Origin of the sequence: Actinoplanes nipponensis, assembly GCF_016862275.1 — a bacterium.
In the GTDB taxonomy this organism is placed as follows: domain Bacteria; phylum Actinomycetota; class Actinomycetes; order Mycobacteriales; family Micromonosporaceae; genus Actinoplanes; species Actinoplanes nipponensis.
Map to the genome: position 1 here is coordinate 1 of NZ_BOMQ01000089.1, position 23249 is coordinate 23249.

23 protein-coding genes are annotated in these 23249 nt (G+C 72.6%); 13 read left to right on the top strand and 10 right to left on the bottom strand.

Annotated elements, in window-relative coordinates; translation table 11 throughout:
• Positions 1-237: 237 nt before the first annotated feature.
• Positions 238-1407 carry a sigma-54-dependent transcriptional regulator family protein gene (locus tag Ani05nite_RS36225; RefSeq protein ID WP_203775981.1) on the bottom strand — a complete coding sequence of 390 codons (1170 nt, stop codon included), beginning with the start codon at positions 1405-1407 and terminating at the stop codon, positions 238-240.
• 116 nt (positions 1408-1523) lie between these two features.
• Here Ani05nite_RS36225 and Ani05nite_RS41625 point away from each other — a divergent pair, with 116 nt between their 5' ends.
• Both Ani05nite_RS41625 and Ani05nite_RS41630 read left to right on the top strand, forming a co-directional pair.
• Positions 1524-2351, top strand: a complete 828-nt coding sequence (locus Ani05nite_RS41625) for an NAD(P)-binding protein (RefSeq protein ID WP_239130995.1) — start codon at positions 1524-1526, stop codon at positions 2349-2351.
• Positions 2348-3082, top strand: coding sequence for a hypothetical protein (locus Ani05nite_RS41630; protein WP_239130996.1), 735 nt, complete (start codon positions 2348-2350; stop codon positions 3080-3082). Before Ani05nite_RS41625 ends, Ani05nite_RS41630 begins: the two co-directional genes overlap by 4 nt.
• 48 nt (positions 3083-3130) lie before the next feature.
• On the opposite strand, the gene Ani05nite_RS36235 is transcribed toward Ani05nite_RS41630, so the two are convergent.
• From Ani05nite_RS36235 to Ani05nite_RS36245, 4 genes are read right to left on the bottom strand one after another with little or no spacing between them, the layout of a single operon-like run.
• A complete protein-coding gene (locus tag Ani05nite_RS36235) occupies positions 3131-3454 on the bottom strand; it encodes a DUF3349 domain-containing protein (protein WP_203775982.1) in 324 nt (107 codons plus the stop codon).
• An 8-nt stretch (positions 3455-3462) separates the two neighbouring features.
• A complete protein-coding gene (locus Ani05nite_RS42160) occupies positions 3463-3624 on the bottom strand; it encodes a hypothetical protein (RefSeq protein ID WP_307836739.1) in 162 nt (53 codons plus the stop codon).
• Positions 3621-3761, bottom strand: a complete 141-nt coding sequence (locus Ani05nite_RS42165) for a hypothetical protein (RefSeq protein WP_307836740.1) — start codon at positions 3759-3761, stop codon at positions 3621-3623. Before Ani05nite_RS42165 ends, Ani05nite_RS42160 begins: the two co-directional genes overlap by 4 nt.
• 13 nt (positions 3762-3774) lie before the next feature.
• On the bottom strand, positions 3775-5001 hold the full coding sequence (locus tag Ani05nite_RS36245; RefSeq protein WP_203775983.1) for an inorganic phosphate transporter: 1227 nt from the start codon (positions 4999-5001) through the stop codon (positions 3775-3777).
• 308 nt (positions 5002-5309) lie between these two features.
• Between Ani05nite_RS36245 and Ani05nite_RS36250 the strand changes: the two genes are divergently transcribed.
• Genes Ani05nite_RS36250 through Ani05nite_RS36260 form a run of 3 tightly spaced genes read left to right on the top strand, consistent with a single transcriptional unit; the run spans position 5310 to position 7986 of the window.
• Positions 5310-5579, top strand: coding sequence for a hypothetical protein (locus Ani05nite_RS36250; RefSeq protein ID WP_203775984.1), 270 nt, complete (start codon positions 5310-5312; stop codon positions 5577-5579).
• Positions 5576-6139 (top strand): RNA polymerase sigma factor, encoded by a 564-nt coding sequence (locus Ani05nite_RS36255; RefSeq protein WP_203775986.1) that lies wholly within the window; start codon positions 5576-5578, stop codon positions 6137-6139. Before Ani05nite_RS36250 ends, Ani05nite_RS36255 begins: the two co-directional genes overlap by 4 nt.
• Positions 6136-7986 (top strand): EAL domain-containing protein, encoded by a 1851-nt coding sequence (locus tag Ani05nite_RS36260; protein ID WP_203775988.1) that lies wholly within the window; start codon positions 6136-6138, stop codon positions 7984-7986. Before Ani05nite_RS36255 ends, Ani05nite_RS36260 begins: the two co-directional genes overlap by 4 nt.
• A 37-nt stretch (positions 7987-8023) precedes the next feature.
• Here the strand turns inward: Ani05nite_RS36260 and Ani05nite_RS36265 are convergent, their stop codons facing one another.
• Both Ani05nite_RS36265 and Ani05nite_RS36270 read right to left on the bottom strand, forming a co-directional pair.
• Positions 8024-9325 (bottom strand): aspartate aminotransferase family protein, encoded by a 1302-nt coding sequence (locus Ani05nite_RS36265; protein ID WP_203775990.1) that lies wholly within the window; start codon positions 9323-9325, stop codon positions 8024-8026.
• A gap of 17 nt (positions 9326-9342) precedes the next feature.
• Positions 9343-10695 (bottom strand): aminotransferase-like domain-containing protein, encoded by a 1353-nt coding sequence (locus Ani05nite_RS36270; RefSeq protein WP_307836741.1) that lies wholly within the window; start codon positions 10693-10695, stop codon positions 9343-9345.
• Between the two features lie 209 nt (positions 10696-10904).
• Between Ani05nite_RS36270 and Ani05nite_RS36275 the strand changes: the two genes are divergently transcribed.
• Genes Ani05nite_RS36275 through Ani05nite_RS36310 form a run of 8 tightly spaced genes read left to right on the top strand, consistent with a single transcriptional unit; the run spans position 10905 to position 19208 of the window.
• The gene (locus Ani05nite_RS36275; RefSeq protein ID WP_203775994.1) at positions 10905-11744 is read left to right on the top strand and encodes a nitrilase-related carbon-nitrogen hydrolase; all 840 of its coding nucleotides are present in this window, start codon (positions 10905-10907) and stop codon (positions 11742-11744) included.
• Positions 11741-13186 (top strand): dihydropyrimidinase, encoded by a 1446-nt coding sequence (hydA, locus tag Ani05nite_RS36280; RefSeq protein ID WP_239130997.1) that lies wholly within the window; start codon positions 11741-11743, stop codon positions 13184-13186. The genes Ani05nite_RS36275 and hydA overlap by 4 nt, the downstream gene beginning before the upstream one ends.
• A 9-nt stretch (positions 13187-13195) precedes the next feature.
• The gene (mmsA, locus tag Ani05nite_RS36285; protein ID WP_203775996.1) at positions 13196-14680 is read left to right on the top strand and encodes a CoA-acylating methylmalonate-semialdehyde dehydrogenase; all 1485 of its coding nucleotides are present in this window, start codon (positions 13196-13198) and stop codon (positions 14678-14680) included.
• Between the two features lie 5 nt (positions 14681-14685).
• Positions 14686-15681: a TIGR03842 family LLM class F420-dependent oxidoreductase gene (locus Ani05nite_RS36290; protein WP_203775998.1), complete on the top strand. Its 996-nt coding sequence runs from the start codon at positions 14686-14688 to the stop codon at positions 15679-15681.
• Positions 15678-16520: an ABC transporter permease gene (locus Ani05nite_RS36295; RefSeq protein WP_239130998.1), complete on the top strand. Its 843-nt coding sequence runs from the start codon at positions 15678-15680 to the stop codon at positions 16518-16520. Before Ani05nite_RS36290 ends, Ani05nite_RS36295 begins: the two co-directional genes overlap by 4 nt.
• A complete protein-coding gene (locus tag Ani05nite_RS36300) occupies positions 16517-17299 on the top strand; it encodes an ABC transporter ATP-binding protein (protein WP_203776000.1) in 783 nt (260 codons plus the stop codon). The genes Ani05nite_RS36295 and Ani05nite_RS36300 overlap by 4 nt, the downstream gene beginning before the upstream one ends.
• A complete protein-coding gene (locus Ani05nite_RS36305; RefSeq protein WP_203776002.1) occupies positions 17296-18060 on the top strand; it encodes an ABC transporter permease in 765 nt (254 codons plus the stop codon). The genes Ani05nite_RS36300 and Ani05nite_RS36305 overlap by 4 nt, the downstream gene beginning before the upstream one ends.
• A gap of 11 nt (positions 18061-18071) precedes the next feature.
• Positions 18072-19208 (top strand): ABC transporter substrate-binding protein, encoded by a 1137-nt coding sequence (locus tag Ani05nite_RS36310; RefSeq protein WP_203776004.1) that lies wholly within the window; start codon positions 18072-18074, stop codon positions 19206-19208.
• Positions 19209-19352: 144 nt separating this feature from the next.
• Here Ani05nite_RS36310 and Ani05nite_RS36315 read toward each other — a convergent pair whose 3' ends face one another.
• The 3 genes from Ani05nite_RS36315 to Ani05nite_RS36325 all read right to left on the bottom strand — a co-directional run bounded on the left by Ani05nite_RS36315 (position 19353) and on the right by Ani05nite_RS36325 (position 23233).
• Entirely contained in the window at positions 19353-20120 is a 768-nt protein-coding gene (locus tag Ani05nite_RS36315; RefSeq protein ID WP_239130999.1) for a hypothetical protein, read from the bottom strand.
• A 94-nt stretch (positions 20121-20214) separates the two neighbouring features.
• A complete protein-coding gene (locus Ani05nite_RS36320) occupies positions 20215-22302 on the bottom strand; it encodes a PQQ-dependent sugar dehydrogenase (RefSeq protein WP_203776006.1) in 2088 nt (695 codons plus the stop codon).
• 13 nt (positions 22303-22315) lie between these two features.
• The gene (locus tag Ani05nite_RS36325; RefSeq protein ID WP_203776008.1) at positions 22316-23233 is read right to left on the bottom strand and encodes a sugar phosphate isomerase/epimerase family protein; all 918 of its coding nucleotides are present in this window, start codon (positions 23231-23233) and stop codon (positions 22316-22318) included.
• Positions 23234-23249: the final 16 nt, after the last annotated feature.

The window sequence follows — 23249 nt, forward strand, 5'->3', positions numbered from 1 at the left end:
TACGGCACCGAGTTCACCGGCGACGGCCGGGCAGTTGACCGTGGGGGCGGTGGCCTCGGCGGCCGACGCCACACCCAGGCCGACGCCGACGAGTGCCACGGCGACGGCGCCGACGCCGGCGATCTGCCAGCGCCTGGCGGGAGTACGGGAGCGATTCATTCTGTCGCCTGAGCCTTCCTGTCGTAGGACCTCAGCCCTCAGTACGGAAGCGCTCCCACTCCGGATCAATAATTTTTCTCAGGAGTTGATCTCCAGGCTGACCCCGGGCGCCAGCCGGTACGGGTTGGTCGCCACCAGGGCGCCGATCACCCGCCGCAGCCGGGAGACCTCGGCCCGGACGGTGACCACGTGCGCGCCGTCGCCGTACAGGGCCTGGCTGAGGCGTCCGGCGCTGAGCCCGGCCGCGCCCGCGCCGTGCAGCAGGGTCAGGATCTCCGCGTGCCGCCGGGTCAGCGGCGTCCGCCAGAGTGTGTCCGGCCCCGCCACCGACAGCACCGGCGGCCCGGTGCGGTCCAGCCGCGCCCGCAGGCCGTGCGCCGGTCCGGCCGGGCGCACGATCCAGCCCTCCGGCAGCCGCTCCGGCAGGCACAGGCCCAGGCCCGGCACGGCCAGGGCGGTGGCCGCGCGGGGCACGGCGATCCGGTCCCGGACGGCCACGCCGGCGTTGTGCGCGACCCAGCCGTGGTCGTCGACGACGAGCAGCGGGCCGGTGGCGGTGCCGGCGATGTGCTGGGCGCGGCGGCGCAGCCGGTCCAGCCGGGCCGCGTGGTGGCGCCACAGCTGCGACTCGGCCAGCCGTACGCCGGTCTCGACCAGGGCCGCGATCGCCGGGTGCAGGGTCAGCGCCGGCCCGCTGACGTCGACGATGCCCAGCAGGTCGCCGGTCACCGGATCGTGGATCGGGTGGGCGCTGCAGTACCACGCGTGCTGGGCCTGCTCGAAGTGCTCGGCGGAGAAGAGCTGCACCGGCGCGCCCTCGACCAGCGCGGTGCCGATGGCGTTGGTGCCCACCGTGGACTCGGTCCAGGTCGCACCCGCGCCGAAGCCCAGCGCGTCGGCGCGGCGCAGCACGGCCGGGCCGCCGACCCGCCACAGCACCACCCCGTCGGCGTCGGTCACCACCAGCAGCGCGACGTGCCGGATGACCTGGGCCAGCTCGTCGATGACCAGGTGCAGCGGGGACGCGCGGCGGCGGCGTTCCACCTCGCCGGGGTCCAGCGGGTCGCGCGCGTTGGCGCCGTCCGGGTCGAGCCCGGTCCGCAGCACGCGCGACCAGGAACGGGCGACCACCGGCCGGGGCCGGACCCGGGTGCTGCCGCCGCCGAGCACGGCGTCGTGCACGCGGACGAGCTCGCGGGCGTGCCGGGACAGGTCGGTGCCGGGCCGGACCGCGCTCAGCTCGCCCACGCCCGGCCTCCTCCCGACCCGGCGAGCCTAACTCGCTTGCTGTGACCGCCGCCACACGCGATGCAACATGGTGCAACCCTGGCGCGGGCCCGTCCCCCGGTCGTGTGCTGGCAGGCATGACAGCGACACGACAGCGGGTGCAGGACTGGCTCACGGCCTTCGAGGGCGCGCTGCGCGACCGGGACGTCCCGCGGGCAGCCGCCATGTTCGACGCCGGCGGCTTCTGGCGCGACCTGGTCGCGTTCTCCTGGAACATCACCACGGTGGAGGGCCCCGACGGCGTCGCCGACCTGCTCGCCGCCCGGCTCGACGACGTGGATCCGCGCGGCTTCGCGCTCACCGGGGAGCCCACCGAGGCCGACGGCGTCACCGAGGCGTGGCTGCGCTTCGAGACCCGGGTCGGCCGCGGCACCGGCCACCTGCGGCTGCGCGACGGCCGGGCGTGGACCCTGCTGACCACCCTGCGGGAGCTCAAGGGCTTCGAGGAGCGCCGCCCGATGGGCGTCGAGCACGAGCTGCGGCCCGGCCGCCGCTCGTGGCGGGAGGAGCGGGAGGACGAGGAGCGGACCCTGGGGTACGAGCGCCAGCCGTACGTCGTGATCATCGGTGGCGGGCAGGGCGGCATCGCCCTCGGCGCCCGGTTGCGCCGGCTCGGCGTGCCGGCGCTGGTGCTCGACCGCCACGACCGCCCCGGCGACCAGTGGCGCGGGCGCTACAAGAGCCTCTGCCTGCACGACCCGGTCTGGTACGACCACCTGCCCTACCTGCCGTTCCCGCCGAGCTGGCCGGTGTTCGCGCCCAAGGACAAGATCGCGGACTGGCTGGAGATGTACACCCGGGTGATGGAGGTGCCGTACTGGTCGCGGGCCGAGGTGCGCTCCGCGCGTTTCGACGCCGGCAGCGGCACCTGTGCGGCGCGCTGTGGGAGCACGACGCCGACGTGACGATGGTGCAGCGCTCGTCCACGCACATCGTCAAGTCCGCGTCGCTGATGGAGATCGGCCTGGGCCCGCTGTACTCCGAGGAGGCCGTGGCGGCGGGGGTCAGCACCGAGCGGGCCGACCTGATCTTCGCCTCGCTGCCGTACCGGATCATGCACGAGTTCCAGATCCCGCTGTACGAGCAGATGGCCGAGCGCGACCGCGAGTTCTACGCCCGCCTGGACAAGGCCGGCTTCCGCCACGACTGGGGCGACGACGGCTCCGGGCTGTTCATGAAGTACCTGCGGCGGGGCTCGGGCTACTACATCGACGTGGGCGCCGCCGACCTGGTCGCCGACGGCCGGGTCAAGCTGGTGCAGGGCCAGGTGGACCACCTGACCGAGACGTCGGTGGTGCTGGCCGACGGCACCGAGCTGGCGGCGGACCTGGTCGTCTACGCCACCGGCTACGGCTCGATGAACGGCTGGGTCGCCGACCTGGTCGACCAGGAGACCGCCGACCGGGTGGGCAAGGTGTGGGGGCTGGGCTCGGACACCACCAAGGACCCCGGCCCGTGGGAGGGCGAGCAGCGCAACATGTGGAAGCCGACCCGCCAGCCGCACCTGTGGTTCCACGGCGGGAACCTGCACCAGTCCCGGCACTACTCGCTCTACCTGGCCCTGCAGCTCAAGGCCCGCTACGAGGGCCTGCCGACGCCGGTCTACCGGCTGGCCGAGGTGCACCACCCGAGCTGACCGGAACGCGCCGGGCCTGCGACGGGCAGGCCCGGCCGCCGGCCGCGGTCAGCCGGCCTCGGGCGGATCGGCCAGCGGCCAGCCGCCGGCCGCCAGCCGCGCCGAGACCCGCACGACGTCCTCGGGGGTCGCCTGCTGCAGCATCGCCGCGGAGATCATCTGCTCGATGTCCGCGGTGCTGATCGGGTCGGCGCCGGCCAGCACGGACCGTTCCGCCAGGTCCACCGCGATCCGGCGGACCTCGTCCTCGGTGAGCTTGCGGCGCAGCACACCGAGCAGGGCCACGTAGTCCCCGCGGGGCACGCCGGCCGGATACCCGGCCCGCAGCCACTCCACGGCCCGGGTCAGGAAGTTCGCGCGGAGGTCGCCCATGGCGGCGGTTACTTGTCCACGATCGCCGGGAACACGTGCGCGAAGCTCAGCGTCTTGCCGAACCCGCCGGCCACGATGTACGCCAGGCCCAGCAGGATGCCGAGCACCACGACCCCGAAGAGGACGTAGCCGGCGACCGTGCCGGCCGGCCGGGTCGTCGCCCCGGTCACGCCCGACTCGTGCACCTCGGCGTCGCGGCCCGCGCCGTAGGCCAGCGAGCGGATCCCGAGCGCGAAGCGGCGCCCAGCAGCAGGCCGGCCAGCAGGACCTTCCAGGCGCCCTCCAGGGCGAATCCCAGGTTGTGCACGGCGGGGCTCCTCTCAGCTCGCGGTGGCGGCGGGCACGGGCTCGGCGGCCGCGGGGGCGCCGTCCCAGTCGTCGTTGACGTTGTGGTGGTCGACCCGCTCCCGGCGCGACCGCAGGTACATGAGGCCGGCCAGCGCCACCAGGATCGCGAAGATGACGATCGAGCCGGCCAGGCCGCCGCCGAGCAGGTCGCCCACCCACCACATCGCGGCGCCGACCAGCGCGGCGGCCGGCAGCGTGATCAGCCAGGCGGCGACGAGCCGGCCGGCCACCCGCCAGCGCACCTGCGCCCCGGGCCGGCCGACCCCCGAGCCCAGGATGGAGCCGGTCGCCACGTGCGTGGTGGACAGCGCGAAGCCGAGGTGGCTGCTGGCCAGGATCACCGTGGCCGACGCCGAGTCGGCCGCGAGGCCCTGCGGCGGGGCGATCTCGACCAGGCCCTTGCCGAGGGTCCGGATGATCCGCCAGCCGCCGAGGTAGGTGCCGAGCGCGATCGCCACCGCGCAGGCGGCCTTCACCCAGAACGGGATGGCGCCGGTGTCGGTCCAGTCGCCGGCGGCGATCAGCGCCAGCGTGATGACGCCCATGGTCTTCTGCGCGTCGTTGGTGCCGTGCGCGAGGGAGATCAGCGAGGCGCTGCCGATCTGCCCCCAGCGGAACCCGTTCTCGGTGTACCGCCGGGCGACGCCGACGGTGACCCGGTAGACCAGCCAGGTGCCGGCCGCGGCGACCACGCCGGCGATGACCGGCGACATGAGCGCCGGCAGGATCACCTTGCCGACGACGCCGTCGAGCTTGCTGCCGTCGCCGGTCCAGTTGACCCCGGCCCAGCCCAGCCCGGCGATGCTGGCGCCGATGAGGCCGCCGAACAGCGCGTGCGAGGAGCTCGAGGGCAGGCCGAGCAGCCAGGTCAGCAGGTTCCAGACGATGCCGCCGACCAGCCCGGCCAGCACGATCAGCAGCAGCGCCGTGCCGCCGTCGGCGAGCAGCTCCGGCCGGGGGCCGCCGGTGGAGCCCTGGATCTTCACCACGGCGTTGGTGACGGTGAGCGCGACCTCGACGGAGAGGAAGGCGCCGACGAGGTTGAGGACGCCGGAGAGCGCGACGGCGACCTTGGGCCGCAGAGCCCCGGTGGCGATGGAGCCGGCCATCGCGTTGGCGGTGTCGTGGAACCCGTTCGTGAAGTCGAACCCCAGGGCCGCGATGACCACCAGGGCGAGAATCACGGAAGTGTCAGTCACACGCAGATGGTGACGGTCCGGATCAAGGAGCAACAGAGGCAGACGGCAACACGTTCGAAATATCACCCGGGGATGCGGCCCCGCCCACTGACAGCCCGTAAGCGGAGAGTGACGCTACCGGCTGGTCACGAACATCGGCCGTACGGTCCGGGTGATAGGTCCGTTCGTCGCACGTACCGCAGCTCAGCGCATCGACGGCGATCTTCGTCCGAACATGGCACGACGCCGCACCCCCACAATCCCGCTGTCCACAGAGAGTAGTGATCAGAGGCCCGGCACGGAGGGCCCGACCACGAGCAGGAGAACCGGTGGAGCACATCAGCGGAGAGCTGCTCAGCGCAGCCCTGGCGGTCACGGGCGGACTCGGAGTCAGCGGGCTCGTCCGCACCTGGATCCGGCACCGCACGCGGTTGCAGACGGAACGGGAGCGGTCGGTGCGCACCGCCGCCCGGGCGGCCGGGCTGGCCCGCCTCGCCCGGCGCCCGGGCACGGTACGCATCGACGAGCGGGACACCGACGGCCACCGTGTGGTGGAGCTGCGGGGACCGTCCGCCACGACATCACGGGACGCCGCGTGAGCATGCCGGAACAGCCGGCGACCGAGGCCGGTACCCTGCGCGACAGCGCCCTGGACGCGAGTTTCACCGGCTTCTTCATCCGCAACCACCTCGATGTCGAGACCTTCCTCCAGCGGCTGGAAGCGGACCGGGGCATGGTCGAGGACGTGTCCCAGGAGGCCTTCATCGCCATCCGCGCGAAGTGGCAGGACGTCCAGCACTACGACGATCCCCGGGCGTACGTCATGGGCGCCGCCCGCAACATCCTGCGCCGGCACCAGGCCCGGCGTGGCCGCACGCCGACCCTGTTCTTCGACGACCTCAGCATGCCGGAGATCGCGGCGCCGGAGACCCCCCGGGAGGCGGCCGACCGGCTCGCCGGCTGGATCCAGCTGCTGCCGCCCCGGATGGGTGAGGTCATGAGCCTGACCCACGACGGGGTGCCGGACCGGACGATCGCCCGGCTGCTCGGGATCTCCCACAACACGGTCCGGGAGTACAAGGTGGAGGGCCGCCGCAAACTGCTGCAGCTCGCCCAGGACGACGGCTTCGTCGTCCCGGCGGGCAGGAGGCGCAAGTGAACCTCGACGACATCATCGAACTCGCCGCGGCCCGGCAGCCGTCGGCTCTGGACCGGGCCCGTGGCCGCCGCGCCGCCGAGCGGGTGCTCCGGGAGTACGCGGAGGCGACCGCCGAGGGCCGCAACCTGCTCGGCGACCTCGACGTCGAGGACGTGCTGGCGCCCCACGTGGACGAGGCCGCCCGGATCAGGCGGACCGCGGAGTCGGCCCAGGCCGGCTGGGTGCAGTGGGACGCCGCCACGGGCGGGCTGACCTGGTCCGACGAGATGTCCCGCCTGTTCGGCTACCCGGCGGTGGCCACCCACGTCGCCCGGGACGTGCTGCTCAACGGCATCCACCCGGACGACCGCGACCGGGTGCGGCAGGCGGTCGAGCGGGGCTGGACCCGCCGGGCCCCGACCGACGTCACGTTCCGGCTGCTGCGGGCCGACGGCACCGTCCGGTACGTGCAGTGCCTGGTGGAGCTGCTCAGCCCGGACGGCCGGAACCCGACCGGGATCATCGCCACCGGGCACGACGTCACGCGCCGCGAGCTGGACCGCCAGCAGCACACCCGGCGGCTGCGCCGGGACCGGCTCAACGGCGCGGACCACGGTCATCGCCCGGTCGCGCAGTGCCCGGTGGACCGGGAGACCTTCCTGCGGATGGTGGACCGGGCCGCCGGCAGCGGACCGGGCGCGCTGCTGGTGATCACGGTCGAGCCCGCCGGGTCGCTGCCCGCCGGGCGGGCCGACCAGGTCACCAGGACCGTCGCGGGCGTCCTGAGCCGCGTCGTGCCGGACACCGACTTCGCCGGCATGCTGTCACCGGCGGAGTTCGGCGTCTTCTTCCACGACCTCGAGACGGCGACCGCCCAGGCGACCTCCGTGCACCACCAGCTCACGCTCACCACCGCCGGCGGCGTGCGGCTGCGGGCCCGCAGCGGCCTGGTGGCGTGCACCGGCGAGGTGCCGGTGAGCGGTCACGACCTGCTGCTGGACGCGATGTGGGCCGGGCGCGAGGGCCACCGCGGGCGGCCCTCGGCGCTGTCCGTCCTGGCCGGGCCGCGGTCCGCCCGGGCCCGGACGGACGCGGTGCGCATGGAGGTCGGCGCGGCGATCCGCTCCGGCCGGCTGCGCCTGCACGCCCAGCCGATCCTCGACCTGGCCCTGAACGAGATCAACCGGTACGAGATCCTGCTCCGGGTGCTCGACGAGGCGGACCGGCCCCAGCCGCCGGCCACCTTCCTGGCGATGGCCGAACGGGGCGCGGACATCGTGGCCGTCGACCGGTGGGTGGTACGGCAGAGCCTCGCGGTGATCGGGTCGGGTCCGCAGACGGCGCACTACCAGATCAACCTCTCCGGCCGTACGCTGTCCGCCCCCGGCCTCGCCGACTTCGTGCTGCGCGCCCTCGACGAGCACGAGGTGGACCCGCGCATGATCACGTTCGAGGTCACCGAGTCGGCCGCGATCGGGGACCTGCCCGCCGCCGTGGTCTTCGCCCAGGCCGTCCGGCGCCGGGGGTGCGAGCTGGCGCTCGACGACTTCGGCACCGGGTACTCCTCGCTGTCGGTGCTGCGCCGGCTGCCCGTCGATCAGCTCAAGATCGACGGCAGCTTCGTCACCGGTCTCACCCGGTCCCCCTTCGACCGGATCACGGTGCAGGCCGTCGTGGGCATGTGCCAGGCGCTCGGCATCCGTACCGCCGCGGAGTCCGCGGAGGACGCCGCGACCGTCGAGCTGCTGCGGACGATCGGCGTCGACTTCGTGCAGGGATACGCGGTCGCCCGGCCGCGGCCGCTGCCCGTGCCGATCGTCGCGCCGCGGCGCGACGGGCCGGCCTTCCTCGACCGCGCCACCGGCTGACCGGGGCCGGTGCCCGCTGCGGGCACCGGCCCCGCCCTCAGAACGCCTCGGCGTCGGCCGTGCGGATCGCGTCGACCAGGATGGCCAGGCCCTCGCGGGCCTCGTCGTCGGTCAGGGTCAGCGGCGGCCCCATCCGCAGCACGTTGCCGTACAGGCCGCCCTTGCCGACCAGCAGGCCGCCCTTGCGGCACTCGTCGAAGACCCGCAGGGTCGCGGCCGGGTCCGGCTCCGTCGTGCCCGGACGGACGAACTCGATGCCGATCATCAGGCCGCGGCCCCGGATCTCGCCCACGATCCCGGCGTCGCCGACCGCCGCGCGCAGGCCGTCCAGCAGGATCGTGCCGGTGCGCTTGGCGTTGGCCTGCAGGTCGTGGTCGAGCACGTAGTCCAGGACCGCGTTGCCGGCGGCGGTCGACACCGGGTTGCCGCCGAAGGTGGAGAAGCTGGTCGCCGGGACCGCGTTGACCAGCTCGGCGCGGCCGACGACCCCGGCCAGGGCGAAGCCGTTGCCGATGCCCTTGGCGAAGGTGATCAGGTCCGGCTGCACGCCGTGCGCCTGGTAGCCCCAGAAGTGGTCGCCGGTGCGGCCCCAGCCGGTCTGCACCTCGTCGGCGATCAGCAGGATGCCGTGGTTGTCGAGCTCCTTCTTCAGCGCGCCGAGCAGGCCGTCGGGGGCGTGCACGAAGCCGCCCACGCCCTGGATCGGCTCGGCGATCAGCGCCGCCACGTCGCCCGAGGTGGTGGTGGCCAGCACCTCGCGCAGGTCCTCGACCGCCGCGTCGATGTGCTCGGCGTCGGACAGGCCCTTCATCCGCCCGCGCAGGCGGTCGCCGGAGCTGAGCCAGGACACCGAGACCGGGCTCAGCGCGCTCGCCGACCAGCTGCGGTGACCGGTGATCGCCATCGCCGCGAACGAGCGGCCGTGATAGCTGTTGCGGACGGCCAGGATCTGGTTGGACCGCCGGTGGTTGGTGGTGAACAGCAGCGCGGCCTCGTTGGCCTCGGTGCCGGAGTTGGTGAAGAACACCCGGGCGTCGGGGATGCCGGAGAGCCGGGCGATCTTCTCGGCCAGCTCGACCTGGCGGCGGATCAGGTACAGCGTGGAGCTGTGCACGATGCCGGTGGCCAGCTGGCGTTCCACCGCCTCGCGGACCTCGGCGATGTCGTAGCCCAGCATGTTGGTCAGCACGCCGCCGAAGAAGTCCAGGTAGCTGCGGCCGTTCGCGTCGGTGACACGCCGGCCGGAGCCGCTCACCAGCTCGATCGCGTCGTCGCCGTAGTAGGTCGTCACCCAGGAGGGCAGCACGGCCTGGTGCCGGGCGAGCAGGTCATCGGTCATGGGGTTCTCCAAAGGGGTCAGCGCCAGCCCCGCGGGTGCGGGCGGGTACGGGAGCCGCTGCCGCGCGCGGTCGCGCCGGCGGCGGAAGCCAGGACGGCGGCCAGCGCGTCGAAGTCGTCGCGGACCAGGCCGGCGGTGACCCGGACGTGGTCGGCGCCGAGCGGGGTGACCTCGAAGGGCGCGCCGGGGGCGACGGCGATGCCGTGGGCGGCCAGCGCCAGCATGGCCATCTGCTGGTCCTCGACGGTCAGCCACAGGTTGATGCCGTCGGCGGCGGTCGCGGTGGCGCCGTGGGCCGCCAGCGCGGACAGCAGGGCGGCGCGGCGGTGCGCGTACGTCTCCCGGGCGCGGGCCACCTGGGCCACCGCGGCGTCGTCGGTCAGCAGGTCGAGCAGCACGGCCTGCAGCAGGCGGCTGGACCAGCCGGGCCCGAGCAGCCGCCGGTCGTTGATCGCGGTCACCAGCGGCGCCGGACCGGCCAGGGCGGCCAGGCGCAGATCGGGGCCGTGGCTCTTGGAGAAGCCGGCCACGTGCACGGTGCGGTCCGGCAGCCGGGTGCCCAGGCTGACCGGCGGCGCGGTGGCGACGTCGCCGGCGTGGTCGTCCTCGACGACGGTCACCTCGGGGTAGGCGGCCAGCGCGTCGGCGAGCTCGCCGGCCCGGCGCGCGGTCATGCTGACCCCGGTCGGGTTGTGCGCCCGGGGCTGCAGGTAGACCGCGACCGGGTCGTACGTGCGCAGCGCCTCCCCCAGCGCGTCCGGGCACATGCCGTGGTCGTCCATGGGCACCCCGACCACGGTCGCGCCCACCGTCTCGAGCAGGTCGAGCACGGGCGGGAAGGCCGGGTTCTCCACCAGCACGTGGTCGCCGAACCGGACCAGGGTGGCGGTCACCCGGTCCAGCGCGTCGAGGGCGCCGTCGACCACGGTGAGGTGGTCGGGCAGGTACGGCCAGCGCTGCCGCAGCACCCGTTCCAGCGGGGGCAGCACGGCCACGTCCAGGTAGCTGGTGGTGAGCCGGGCGTCGCCGATCCGGCGGAGCGAGTCGGTGACGCCGGGCAGCAGGTCGTGGTCGGGCACGCCCGTGGAGAAGTCCCGGGCCATGCCCGTCTGCAGGCCGCTGAGCTGCGCGTACCGCAGGCGCCGCCGGGGCAGCACCGGGGCGGCGACGAACGAGCCGGACCGCCCGCGGGTCTGGATCGCCCCGGCCCGGCTCAGGCTGCGCCAGGCCTCGCTGACCGTGGTCGGGCTGACCCCGAGCCCGCGGGCGACGTCGCGCACGGTGGGCAGCCGCGCGCCGACCGGCAGGTCACCGGCGGTGACGAGCCGGCTGACGGCCGCGGCGATCCCCCGGGCGCTGCGGTCCTCCACCGCGCCCGTGATGAGCCCAAGCAAATTGACGACTCCGAAACATTTGGTAACAGCTGAGTAATTGTCCGCTCTGGGTTGTGTCATTAGTGTGCTCCATCATCAGCCCCTGGTGTCAAGCGATGACCTGGGGACGATGACAGCGGGTGGACGGACGATCACAATCGTGGGGTGACCCACGCCACCACTGAGCTCAGAGAGGGGCCACCGCGATGAGCAACCTCATCCGAGCCGCCCTCGTCCAGACCAACTGGACGGGCGACAAGGAATCGATGATCAAGGCGCACGAGGACTACGCTCGCGACGCCGCCGCCCAGGGCGCCAAGGTGATCTGCTTCCAGGAGCTGTTCTACGGCCCCTACTTCTGCCAGGTCCAGGACAAGGCGTTCTACTCCTACGCCGAGTCCGTACCGGGCCCCACCACCGAACGTTTCCAGGCCCTGGCCGCCGAGCTCGGCCTGGTGATGGTCCTGCCGATGTACGAGCAGGAGCAGCCCGGCGTCCTCTACAACACCGCGGCCGTCGTGGACGCCGACGGCACGTACCTCGGCAAGTACCGCAAGCACCACATCCCGCAGGTCAACGGCTTCTGGGAGAAGTTCTACTTCCGCCCCGGCAACCTGGGCTACCCGGTGTTCGACACCGCGGTCGGCAAGGTCGGCGTCTACATCTGCTACGACCGGCACTTCCCCGAGGGCTGGCGGGCGCTGGGCCTGAACGGCGCGCAGATCGTCTTCAACCCGTCGGCGACCAGCCGCGGCCTGTCGTCGTACCTGTGGCAGCTGGAGCAGCCGGCCAGCGCGGTCGCCAACGAGTACTTCATCGGCGCGATCAACCGCACCGGCGTCGAGGAGCTCGGCGACAACGACTTCTACGGCCAGTCCTACTTCGTCGACCCGGAGGGCAAGTTCGTCGGCGCGGTCGGCGACACCCACAACCCGGAGCTGATCGTCCGCGACCTGGACCTGGACCTGCTCGCCACCGTCCGCGACCGCTGGCAGTTCTACCGCGACCGCCGCCCGGACAGCTACGACGGGCTGGTGACCCCGTGACCCCGTCCAACCGCCCCGCCGCCGCCCTTGACCGGACTGAAGGCAGCTACCTGATCAAGGGCGGCACGGTCGTCGGGCCGACCGGGGCCTCCCCCGCTGACGTGCTGGTCGACGGCGAGACCATCGCCGCGATCTTCGCGCCCGGCCGCGGCCCCGGCGATGTCGAGACCGTCGACGCCACCGGCAAGTACGTCATCCCGGGCGCGGTCGACGCGCACACCCACATGGAGCTGCCGTTCGGCGGCACGCACGCCAGCGACACCTTCGACACCGGCACCCGGGCGGCGGCGTTCGGCGGGGTCACCACGATCATCGACTTCGCCGTCCAGCGCTACGGCGAGGTGGTCCAGGACGGGCTGGCCGCCTGGCACGCCAAGGCCGAGGGCAACTGCCACATCGACTACGGCTTCCACATGATCCTGGGCGGCGTCACCGACGAGTCGCTCAAGGCCATGGACCAGCTCGTCACCGACGAGGGCATCTCCAGCTTCAAGCTGTTCATGGCCTACCCGGGGGTGTTCTACAGCGACGACGGGCAGATCCTGCGCGCGATGCAGAAGGCCCGCGACAACGGCGCCATGATCATGATGCACGCGGAGAACGGCCCGGCCATCGACGTGCTGGTCAAGCAGGCCCTGGAACGCGGCGAGACGGACCCGGTGCACCACGGCCTGACCCGCCCGCAGGAGCTGGAGGCCGAGGCCACCAGCCGGGCCATCTGGCTGGCCAGCGTGGCCGCGGACTGCCCGCTCTACATCGTGCACCTGTCCGCCTCCAAAGCCCTCGAACAGGTCGCGGCGGCCCGGGACCTGGGCCGCAACGTGTTCGCCGAGACCTGCCCGCAGTACCTGTACCTGACGCTGGAGGACCAGCTGGGCGCGCCGGGCTTCGAGGGCGCCAAGTGGGTCTGCTCGACCCCGCTGCGCAGCAAGCACGAGAGCCACCGGGCCGACCTGTGGCGCGGGCTGCGCACCAACGACCTGGCCGTGGTCTCCACCGACCACTGCCCGTTCTGCATGAAGGACCAGAAGGAGCTGGGCCTGGGCGACTTCTCCAAGATTCCGAACGGCATCGGCAGCGTCGAGCACCGCGTCGACCTGCTCTACCAGGGCGTGGTCGACGGCAAGCTGTCGCTGGCCCGCTGGGTGGAGACGATCGCCACCACCCCCGCCCGGATGTTCGGCCTGTACCCGCGCAAGGGCGTCATCGCCCCCGGCTCGGACGCCGACATCGTGCTCTACGACCCGAACGGGCGGACCCGGATCAGCGCGGCCACCCATCACATGAACATGGACCACTCGGCCTGGGAGGGCTGGGAGATCGACGGCCGGGTCGACACCGTCATCTCCCGCGGCACGGTCGTGGTCCGCGGCGACCAATACACCGGACGCAAGGGCCACGGCCGCTACGTCCGCCGGGGACTCTCGGACTACCTGGTCTAGGAGGCCACCATGCGCGAGATCAAGCACTGGCTCAACGGCGCTGCCGTCGAGGGCGCCAGCGGCCGGCGGCTGCCGGTCTGGGACCCGGCCACCGGCGAGCAGCAGGCGTACGTCGTGGCGGCGACCGCGGCCGAGACGGCCAACGCGGTGGCCGCCGCCAAGGCCGCCTTCCCGGCCTGGCGGGCGGCGTCGCTGTCCCGCCGGGCCGAGGTCATGTTCCGCTTCCGCGAGCTGGTCGACGCCAACCGCAAGGAGATCGCCTCGCTGGTCAGCCAGGAGCACGGCAAGACCGTGGCCGACGCGGGCGGCGAGCTGGCCCGCGGGCTGGAGAACATCGAGTTCGCCGCGGGCGCGCCGCACCTGCTCAAGGGCGGCTACAGCGAGCAGGCCTCGACCGGGGTGGATGTCTACTCGATCCGCCAGCCGCTCGGGGTGGTCGCCGGCATCACGCCGTTCAACTTCCCGGCCATGGTCCCGATGTGGATGTTCTGCAACGCCCTGGTCTGCGGCAACACGTTCGTGCTCAAGCCCAGCGAGAAGGACCCGTCGGTCTCGCTGGTGCTGGCCGACCTGCTGCGCCAGGCCGGGCTGCCGGACGGCGCGTTCAACGTGGTGCAGGGTGACCGCGAGGCCGTCGAGACGCTCATCGCCCACCCCGACGTGCAGGCGCTGTCGTTCGTCGGCTCCACGCCGATCGCGAAGACCGTCTACGAGCAGGGCACCCGGGCCGGCAAGCGGGTGCAGGCGCTGGGCGGCGCGAAGAACCACATGGTCGTGCTCCCGGACGCCGACGTCGACGCGGCCGCGGACGCCGCGGTCAGCGCCGGGTACGGCTCGGCCGGCGAACGGTGCATGGCGGTCTCGGTCGTGGTGGCCGTCGGCGCGGTCGGCGACCCGCTGGTCGCCGCGATCAAGGACCGGATCGGCCGGATCGCGGTCGGCCCGGCCAGCGACCCGGCCGCCGAGATGGGCCCGCTGATCAGCCGCGAGCACCGCGACAAGGTGGCCGGCTACCTGGCCGGCGCCGGCGCGGCCGAGGTCGTGGTGGACGGCCGGGACGCGCCGGTCAGCGCCGGGCCGGGCTTCTTCCTGGGCGCGTCGCTGGTGGACAAGGTGCCGACGGACTCGCCGCTCTACACCGACGAGATCTTCGGGCCGGTGCTGTCGGTGGTGCGCGCCGACACCTACGAGCAGGCCCTGGAACTGGTCAACGACAACGAGTTCGGCAACGGCACGGCGATCTTCACCCGCGACGGCGGGGCGGCGCGGCGGTTCCAGTACGACGTCAACTGCGGCATGGTCGGCGTCAACGTGCCGGTGCCCGTGCCGGTGGCCTACTACAGCTTCGGCGGCTGGAAGTCCTCGCTCTTCGGCGACCTGCACATGTACGGACCGGAGGGCATCCAGTTCTACACCCGCAGCAAGGTCGTCACCTCGCGCTGGCCCGACCCGGCCTCCTCGGAGATCGACCTCGGCTTCCCGAAGGTGCGGTGACGGCCATGGACATCGGCGTCGTCCTGCAGTGCGACCCGCCCGCCATGGAGGTGGTGGAGTGGGCGCGCAAGGCCGAGGAGCTGGGTTACAGCCACGTGTGGACGTTCGACTCGCACGTGCTGTGGCAGGAGCCGTTCGTCATCTACAGCAAGATCCTCAGCGACACCGAGCGGGTGATCGTCGGTCCGATGGTCACCAACCCGGGCACCCGGGACTGGACCGTCATCGCCGCCCAGTTCGCCACCCTCAACGAGATGTACGGCAACCGCACGATCTGCGGCATCGGCCGGGGCGACTCGGCCCTGCGGGTGCTGGGGCTGCCGCCGAACACCCTCGGCGAGCTGCGCGAGAGCATCGGCGTCGTCAAGGGCCTGGCCAGCGGCGAGAAGGTGACGGTACGCGGGCAGGAGCTGCAGTTCGCGTGGGCGCCCGACAGCCGGCTGGACGTGTGGGTGGCGGCGTACGGGCCCAAGGCCCTGGCCCTGACCGGCGAGGTGGGTGACGGCTACATCCTGCAGCTCGCCGACCCGGACATCGCGGCCTGGATGATCGCGGCGGTGCGCCGCGCCGCCGCCCGCGCGGGCCGCGACCCGGACGCCATCAAGTTCTGCGTCGCGGCCCCGGCCTACGTCGGCGACGACCTCGCGCACCAGCGCGACCAGACCCGGTGGTTCGGCGGCATGGTCGGCAACCACGTCGCGGACATCGTCGCCCGCTACGGCGCCGACGGCGCCGTGCCGCAGGTGCTGACCGACTACATCAAGGACCGGCAGGGCTACGACTACGCCGAGCACGGCCGGGCCGGCAACAGCCACACCGCGTTCGTGCCGGACGAGGTGGTGGACCGGTTCTGCATCCTCGGCCCGGTCGGGAACCACCTCGAGCGGCTCGAGCGGCTGCGGGCCCTGGGGGTCGACCAGTTCGCGGTCTACCTGCAGCACGACGGCAAAGAGGCGACGCTGCGGGCCTACGGCGAGAAGATCATTCCGGTGGTCCGGTGAGGCGTGTCCTGAGCGCCCTGATCGGGCTGGTGGTCCTGGTTGCCCTCTGGGAGGGCTACAAGGCCGTCGGCAACCCGGACGGGACGGTGCTCCTCGGCGTCCGCATCCTGCCCCGGGCCGACGACCTGTCCATGCCGCACGTGTGGGACATGCTGACCCGGCTGGGCCGCCCGGAGCTCACCGGCGGCCGGCCGGTCTGGCGGGTGGTGCTCAGCGCCGGCCTGTTCACGCTGGGCATCACCACGCTCGGCTTCGCGGCCGGCGCGGTGATCGGCTTCCTGCTGGCGGTGGCCATGCAGCGGTTCCGGCTCGTCGAGCGGGGGCTGCTGCCGTACGTGATCCTGTCGCAGACCGTGCCGCTGGTCGCGCTGGCCCCGCTGATCGCCGGGTGGGGCGGCACGATCTGGCCGGAGTGGATGACGGTCGCGGTCATCGCCGCGTACCTGGCTTTCTTCCCGGTCGCCGTCGGCATGCTGCGCGGGCTGCAGTCGCCGCAGGCGGCCGGGGTCGAGCTGATGCGCAGCTACGCCGCCGGGTGGTGGCGCACCCTGGTGAAGCTGCGCCTGCCGGCGTCGCTGCCGTACCTGTTCCCGGCCCTGCGGCTGGCCGGCGCGGCCGCCGTCGTGGGCGCGGTGGTCGGTGAGATCTCCACCGGCACGCGCGGCGGCATCGGCCGGCTCATCATCGAGTACTCCCGGGAGGCGACCAGCGATCCCGCCAAGGTCTACACCGCCATGCTCGGCGCGGCCCTGCTCGGGCTCGTCGTCGCCGCCCTGGTCAGCCTGCTGGAACTGCCGCTGATGCGGCACCGACGACGTGTCTCGGTGGTGACGATGTGACGGCCGTGGCCCTCACCAACGTGTCCAAGGTGTTCAACCCGGGCCGGCCCGACGAGGTCGTCGCCCTGTCCGGCATCGACCTGACGATCGGCCACGGCCAGTTCGTCTCGCTGATCGGCCCGTCCGGGTGCGGCAAGAGCACCCTGCTGCGGCTGATCGCCGACCTGATCCCGGCGACGGCCGGGACGGTCGAGGTGGCCGGCAAGCCGGCCTCCCGGGCCCGGCTGGACCAGGAGTACGGCATCGCGTTCCAGCAGGCCGGCCTCTTCGAGTGGCGCACCGTGCAGCGCAACGTGGAGCTGCCGCTGGAGCTGCGCGGCGCCTCCCGGGCCGAGCGCCGGGCCCGGGCCGCCGAGATGCTGGCGCTGGTCGGGCTGGCCGACTTCGCCGGGCACTACCCGGCCCAGCTCTCCGGCGGCATGCAGCAGCGGGTCGCGATCGCCCGGGCGCTGGCGGTGCACCCGCCGCTGCTGCTGATGGACGAGCCGTTCGGCGCGCTCGACGAGATGACCCGGGAACGGCTCCAGGCCGAGCTGCTGGCCATCTGCGCCAAGACCGGCACCAGCACGGTCTTCGTCACGCACTCCATCTCGGAGGCGGTCTTCCTGTCGAACCGGGTCGTGGTGATGTCACCCCGTCCGGGCCGGATCACCGCGACCGTCGACGTCGACCTGCCCGCCCGCGACGACGCCGCCCGGCAGTCCCCGGCGTACTTCGACGCGATCACCGAGGTCCGCCGCGCCCTGCGGGGCGACGCCGCGGCGGCGGCCACCTCATGAGGTCGCTGCTGCGGGTCGCCCCTCCCGTGCTGGTCGGCATCGCCGCCCTGATCGGGTGGGAGCTGCTGGTCTCGCTGGGCCGGATCGCGCCGTTCATCCTGCCGGCGCCGTCGGCGATCGGGCACGAGCTGGTCGCGCAGCGCGGCAACGTCTGGGACGCGGCGCTGGCCAGCGGCCTCAACGCGTTCATCGGCCTGGCCTGGGGCACGGCCGCGGGGGTGCTGGCGGCCATGGCGGCGAGCCGCTTCCGGCTGCTGTCCGAGGTGTCGATCCCGCTGGCCGCGGTGGCCAACGCGCTGCCGATCATCGCGCTCGCCCCGATCCTCAACAACATGTTCGAGTCGACCTCCAGCGTGCCGCGCCGGCTGGTCGCCGGGATCATCGTGTTCTTCCCGGTCTTCGTCAACACCCTGCGCGGTCTGCGCGAGGTCGACCCCACCCACCGGGAGCTGATGACCAGCTACGCGGCGGGCGGCTGGACGTTCACCCGGCTGGTCCGGCTGCCCGGCGCGCTGCCGTTCGTGTTCACCGGCCTGCGCCAGGCGTCGTCGCTGGCCGTCATCGCCGCGGTCGTCGCCGAGTACTTCGGCGGGCTGCAGACCGGGCTCGGCTCGCGGATCACTTCCGCCGCCGCGTTCACCGCCTACCCCCGGGCCTGGGCCTTCGTGGTCGGCGCCTGCCTGCTCGGACTGCTCTTCTACCTGGCCACGCTCCTGCTGGAGCGGATCGTCATGCCCTGGAAAACCCGACTGCTCTCTTGAGGAGTTCCGCAGTGAAGAAGCGCCTTCTCCCCGCCGCCGTTCTCGCCACCGCCCTGGCCCTCACCGGCTGCGGCACGGCGGACACCCCTTCGACACCGACCCCGGGCGCCAGCGGCGCCCTGACCCCGATCAAGCTCCAGCTGCAGTGGTTCTACCAGGCCCAGTTCGCCGGCTACATCGCCGCGGTGGACCAGGGTTTCTACCGGGAACAGGGCCTCGACGTGCAGCTGCTCGAGGGCGGCGTGGACATCGTGCCGCAGACCGTGCTGGCGCAGGGCAAGGCCGACTACGCGGTGGCCTGGGTGCCCAAGGCGCTGGCGTCCCGCGAGCAGGGCGCCGGCATCACCGACGTGGGGCAGATCTTCGCGCGGTCCGGCACGTACCAGGTGGCCTGGAAGGACAGCGGCATCACCAAGGCGGCCGACCTCAAGGGCAAGAAGGTCGGCAACTGGGGCTTCGGCAACGAGTTCGAGCTGTTCGCCGGCATGACCAAGGCCGGGCTGGACCCGGGTAAGGACGTCACCCTGGTGCAGCAGCAGTTCGACATGCAGGCGCTGCTCAAGAAGGAGATCGACGCCGCCCAGGCGATGAGCTACAACGAGTACGCCCAGCTGCTGGAGGCCAAGAACCCGGCGACGGGCGCGCTCTACCAGCCCGGGGACTTCAGCGTCATCGACTGGAAGACCGAGGGCTCGTCGATGCTGCAGGACGCGGTGTGGGCCAACACCGACAAGCTCAACGACCCGGCGTACCAGCAGCAGACGGTGAAGTTCCTGGCCGGCACGATCAAGGGCTGGGCGTACTGCCGGGACAACGCGCAGGCCTGCCGTGACCTGGTGGTGGCCAAGGGCTCGAAGCTGGGCAAGAGCCACCAGCTCTGGCAGATGAACGAGGTCAACAAGCTCATCTGGCCGGCGGCGGGCGGCATCGGCGTGATCAACGACGCCGACTGGAAGCAGACGGTGGAGCTGTCGCTGACCACGAAGAACCAGACCGGCGACACCGTGCTGACCAAGCAGCCGGAGGGCCTGGCCTTCACCAACGACTACATCCAGCAGGCGCTGACCCGGGCCAAGGCGGCCGGCGTGGATGTGAACGGCACGTCGTTCCAGCCGCAGACGGTGACGCTGACCGCCGGCGGCGCCTAGGCATACTGATCATGAGCACCGGCACGACGCGTCGATCTCGGACATGAGTAGACCTCCGGCCAGGGGAAGCGCGACACTTCCCCTCGCCGGAGGTCTGCATGACCGGCAGGACAGCCGCCGCGCCGGACCCGGCTGCCGGATCGCCTACAGCGCGCTCAGCCGCGCGGCCAGGGCCACCGCGGTGACATCGCCCTCGCGCAGCCGGGCCGCGGCGTCCGTCTCCCCCAGGCTCATCAGCCGGTGCGCCGCCGTGGCGATCAGCGCCTCGTTGCCGCCCAGCAGCTTGCGGGCCAGGTTGGCCTGCAGCGGGGTCAGCTCGGCGTACGCGCACTTGTCCAGCGCCGTGATGGTGTCCTCGTCCAGGGTGCCGGCCAGGGCCCGCTCGGTGACGATCCGCAGCAGCCAGGACGGCCACCAGCTGTACCGGCCGATCAGGTGGCCCGATCGGACGGCCTCGCGCGGGTTCTGCCCGCCCTCCAGCAGGCGCAGGGCCATCGGGATGTCGAAGCGCTCCAGGCGCAGCGCGGTGACGAACAGCCGTTGCAGGCGCTTGGCGTCGACCAGGCGCTCGGCCGCCGCGGCCGCCGCCGCGTACTCGCCGCGCAGCGCCTGCTCGAGGATCGCCGCCTCGTCCGTGGCGATCGCCGCGCCCGTGGAGCGCTCGCGGATCCGTTCCAGGGTGCGCGACAGCCGCTCGGTGGCCTCCCGCGCCTGCTCGGCCCGCTCGGCGCTGGCCGGGCGCTCCAGGTAGCGGACCACCGTGTCCGCGGCGATCTTGACCTCGCGGCGCAGCAGGGGTGCCCTGATGTGCGGGCCGATCAGGTCGCTCAGGCCCTCCACCAGGTAGGCGGCGTCGAAACGGTCGGACGCTTCGAGGAACTGCGCCCACCACTGCTCCAGGTGCACCCCCACGGCTACCAGGGTGACGCAGACGGGCCGCCGATGCGGCCGGAACGGCCGAGGTCACCGCCGTCGGGTGACGGCGGTGACCCCGGGGGTGCGTGACTCAGCCGGCGGACGGGGTCAGCACGACCTCGTCCGAGCCGGATTGCGGCGGGGCGCCGGAGTCCGTGTACGACGCCACGAACACCGCGGTCAGGCCCTCGGCGCCGGTGTGCCCGCCGTCGAGGAACGTGGGGATGGAGCCGGCGCAGCCGGTGGCCGTGGACAGCGGATGACCGTGCTGGGCGTGGCCCAGGATGTAGGTCACCGTCACCCGGGAGCAGTCGACCGGCTGGTCGTCGACCACCGTGACCGTGTAGTTCACCGTGTCACCGAACTCGAACGGCTGATCCGGGCCGGGCGTGGTGGTCAGGGTGACCTGCGGGGCCGCCGTACCGACCGGGAGCAGCAGCTCCGCCGAGGCCCAGCGGCCGGTCGGGTCGGTCACCTTCAGCACGGGCCGGTAGTTGCCGTTCTCGGTGAACGTGTGGACCGCGTTCGGCTGCCGGGAGTCGACGATCCCGTCGGCGTCGAAGTCCCAGGCGTAGCGCAGGCTGTCGCCGTCGGGGTCGGTGGTGCCGGCGCTGGAGAACGTCACGGTCAGCGGCGCCTCGCCGAGCGTCGGCGTGGCCGTGATCTTCGGGATCGGGGTGCGGTTGCCGCGCACGTAGTCGATGCGCGCCAGTTGCGCCTCCGGGTTCTCGGAGAAGTAGCCGTCGCCGTACTCGAGCACGTAGAGCGCGCCGTCCGGACCGAACTCCAGGTCCATCGGGTTGTCGAAGACGATCGACGGCAGCACCTGGCGGATCGCGGCGACCTCGTTCGCCGGGCCCAGGGTGAACTCCTGCACGTAGTCGCGGGTCCACTCGTAGAACAGCGGCTTGCCGTCGTAGTACCGCGGCCACTTGGTCGCGGACCGGTTCCCGGCGTCGAAGTGGTACGCCGGCCCGCCCATCGGGCCGATGCCGCCGGTGCCCAGTTCGGGGAACTCGGCCGAGGCGCCGTAGGAGTAGACGACCTCCGCCTTCTCCACCGGCGGCAGCTTGCGCCGGCCGGTGTTGTGCGGCGACTCGTTCACCGGCGCGGCGCAGTTGAACGGCGCGCCGGAGGTCTTGGTGGCGAAGTCGTAGTCGACGTACGGCAGGTCGGGCGTCACGCAGTACGGCCAGCCGTAGTTGGCGGGCTTGTCGATGGCCATCCAGCGCCCGTGCCCGGCCGGTCCGCGCGCGGGGTTGGGGCTGTTCGCGTCGGGTGAGTAGTCGGCCATGTACACGACGCCGGTCTTCTCGTCGACGGCGAAGCGGAACGGGTTGCGCAGGCCCATCGCATAGATCTCCGGGCGGGTGTACGCCGTGCCCGGCTTGAAGAGGTTGCCCTTCGGGATGGTGTAGCTGCCGTTGGCCCCCACCTTGATCCGCAGCAGCTTGCCCCGCAGGTCGTTGGTGTTGGCCGCGGTGCGCTGGGCGTCGAAGGCCGGGTTGCGCCCGGCCCGCTCGTCCAGCGGCGCGTAGCCGTCGGAGGCGAACGGGTTGGTGTCGTCGCCGGTGGACAGGTACAGGTTGCCCCGGCCGTCGAAGTCGATCTTGCCGCCGACGTGGCAGCAGATGCCCCGGTCGGTGCCGACCTCGAGGATCTTCTGCTCGGTGGCCAGGGCCAGGGTGTTGCCGGTGAGCTTGAAACGCGACAGCCGCATGACGCCCTTGAACCGGGCGAAGTCGGCGGCGGTGCCCGTCTCGGGCGCGTCACCCTCGTTGACCGCGGGCGTCGCCGGGTCGTCGGCGGGCGTGTTCAGCGGCGGCGAGTAGTAGATGTAGACCCACTTGTTCCGCGCGAAATCCGGGTCGATCGCGACGCCCTGCACACCCTCCTCGTCGTGCTGGTAGACGGGGATCTTCGCGGCCAGGACGTTGCGCCCGCTCCTCGGGTCGTTGATCCGGACCTCGCCGGTGCGGGCGGTGTGCAGCACCCGCCGGTCGGGCAGCACGGCCAGCGCGATCGGCTCGCCCGGGAAGTCGTCGAGGGTCACCTTCTGGAAATGGGCGTCGGCCGGTGGCTCGGCCGGGGCGGCTGCGGTGGCCGCGCCGGCCGGGACGGTCAGGGCGGTCGCGACGAGAGCCAGCACGGGTACGGCGTGCAGCAGGGTCTTCCTCATTCGGCTGTCCCCTCTAGAACCGGAGGTTGTCGAGGTACCGGAAGCCGACCTCCGCGGTGGTCAGCGCGTCGGCCGGGGTACGCGGCGGACTGCCCGCGTCGTCACGTTCCACGATGTACTCCACGAGTCCCGCCTCGCGGGAGTGCTCGAAGATCCGGCCGAAGTCGATCAGGCCGGCGCCCGGGTCCTCGAAGCTGCCGGAGACGGCCAGGTCCTTGACGTGCACCTGGCGGATCCGGCCCCGGTTGGCGTGGATCAGGTCCACCGGGTCGTGCGCGCCGCGGAACGCCCAGTACAGGTCCACCTCGAGGTGCACCAGCCCGGGGTCGGTCTCCCGGGTCAGGATGTCGTAGCCGGTGCGCCGGCCGCCGTCCTGGGGCAGGAACTCGTTGTGGTGGTTGTGGTATCCGAAGCTGAGCCCGGCCCGGCGGGCCAGCGCGCCGGCCTTGTTGAGGTCCCGGGCGAAGGCCCGGTAGACCGAGCCGTCGCGGATGGGCTGGCCGTTCGCGCCGGTGCCGAAGTACGGGTGCACGATGTACTTGTTGCCGACGATCAGCGCGTCCTCGAGCGCGGCCTGCCAGGTGGAGGCGTTGAACGGCTGCGGGATGCCGACGTGGCCGGAGGTGGCCCGCAGCCCGGCGGCGTCGAGCGCGGCCCGGAACTCGGTCGCGGTCCGGCCGACGAAGCCGGCGTGCTCGACGCGGGTGTAACCGATCTCGGCCAGCTCGGCCAGGCTGGCCGGCAGGTCGATGGCGAGCTGGTTGCGCAGCGTGTAGAGCTGCACGCTGATCTTGTCGCGGGGCACTCGCGCGAGCCTGCGCCCGCCCGCCTCGGCGGGCGAGGCGAGGACGGCGGAGGCGCCGACCGCGGCGGCGCCGGCTGCGGCGGCGCCCAGAAGATGACGGCGGCTGACGGTGGACTCGTTCTGCATCGCTTGCACTGCCTCC

Excerpts from the sequence above, each read along its gene's own strand:
- Ani05nite_RS41625 (WP_239130995.1), top strand. The coding sequence starts at position 1,524 with ATGACAGCGACACGACAGCGGGTGCAGGACTGGCTCACGGCCTTCGAG.
- Ani05nite_RS36235 (WP_203775982.1), bottom strand. The coding sequence starts at position 3,454 with ATGGGCGACCTCCGCGCGAACTTCCTGACCCGGGCCGTGGAGTGGCTG.
- Ani05nite_RS36265 (WP_203775990.1), bottom strand. The coding sequence starts at position 9,325 with ATGACCGATGACCTGCTCGCCCGGCACCAGGCCGTGCTGCCCTCCTGG.
- Ani05nite_RS36275 (WP_203775994.1), top strand. The coding sequence starts at position 10,905 with ATGAGCAACCTCATCCGAGCCGCCCTCGTCCAGACCAACTGGACGGGC.
- mmsA (WP_203775996.1), top strand. The coding sequence starts at position 13,196 with ATGCGCGAGATCAAGCACTGGCTCAACGGCGCTGCCGTCGAGGGCGCC.
- Ani05nite_RS36290 (WP_203775998.1), top strand. The coding sequence starts at position 14,686 with ATGGACATCGGCGTCGTCCTGCAGTGCGACCCGCCCGCCATGGAGGTG.
- Ani05nite_RS36305 (WP_203776002.1), top strand. The coding sequence starts at position 17,296 with ATGAGGTCGCTGCTGCGGGTCGCCCCTCCCGTGCTGGTCGGCATCGCC.
- Ani05nite_RS36320 (WP_203776006.1), bottom strand. The coding sequence starts at position 22,302 with ATGAGGAAGACCCTGCTGCACGCCGTACCCGTGCTGGCTCTCGTCGCG.
- Ani05nite_RS36325 (WP_203776008.1), bottom strand. The coding sequence starts at position 23,233 with ATGCAGAACGAGTCCACCGTCAGCCGCCGTCATCTTCTGGGCGCCGCC.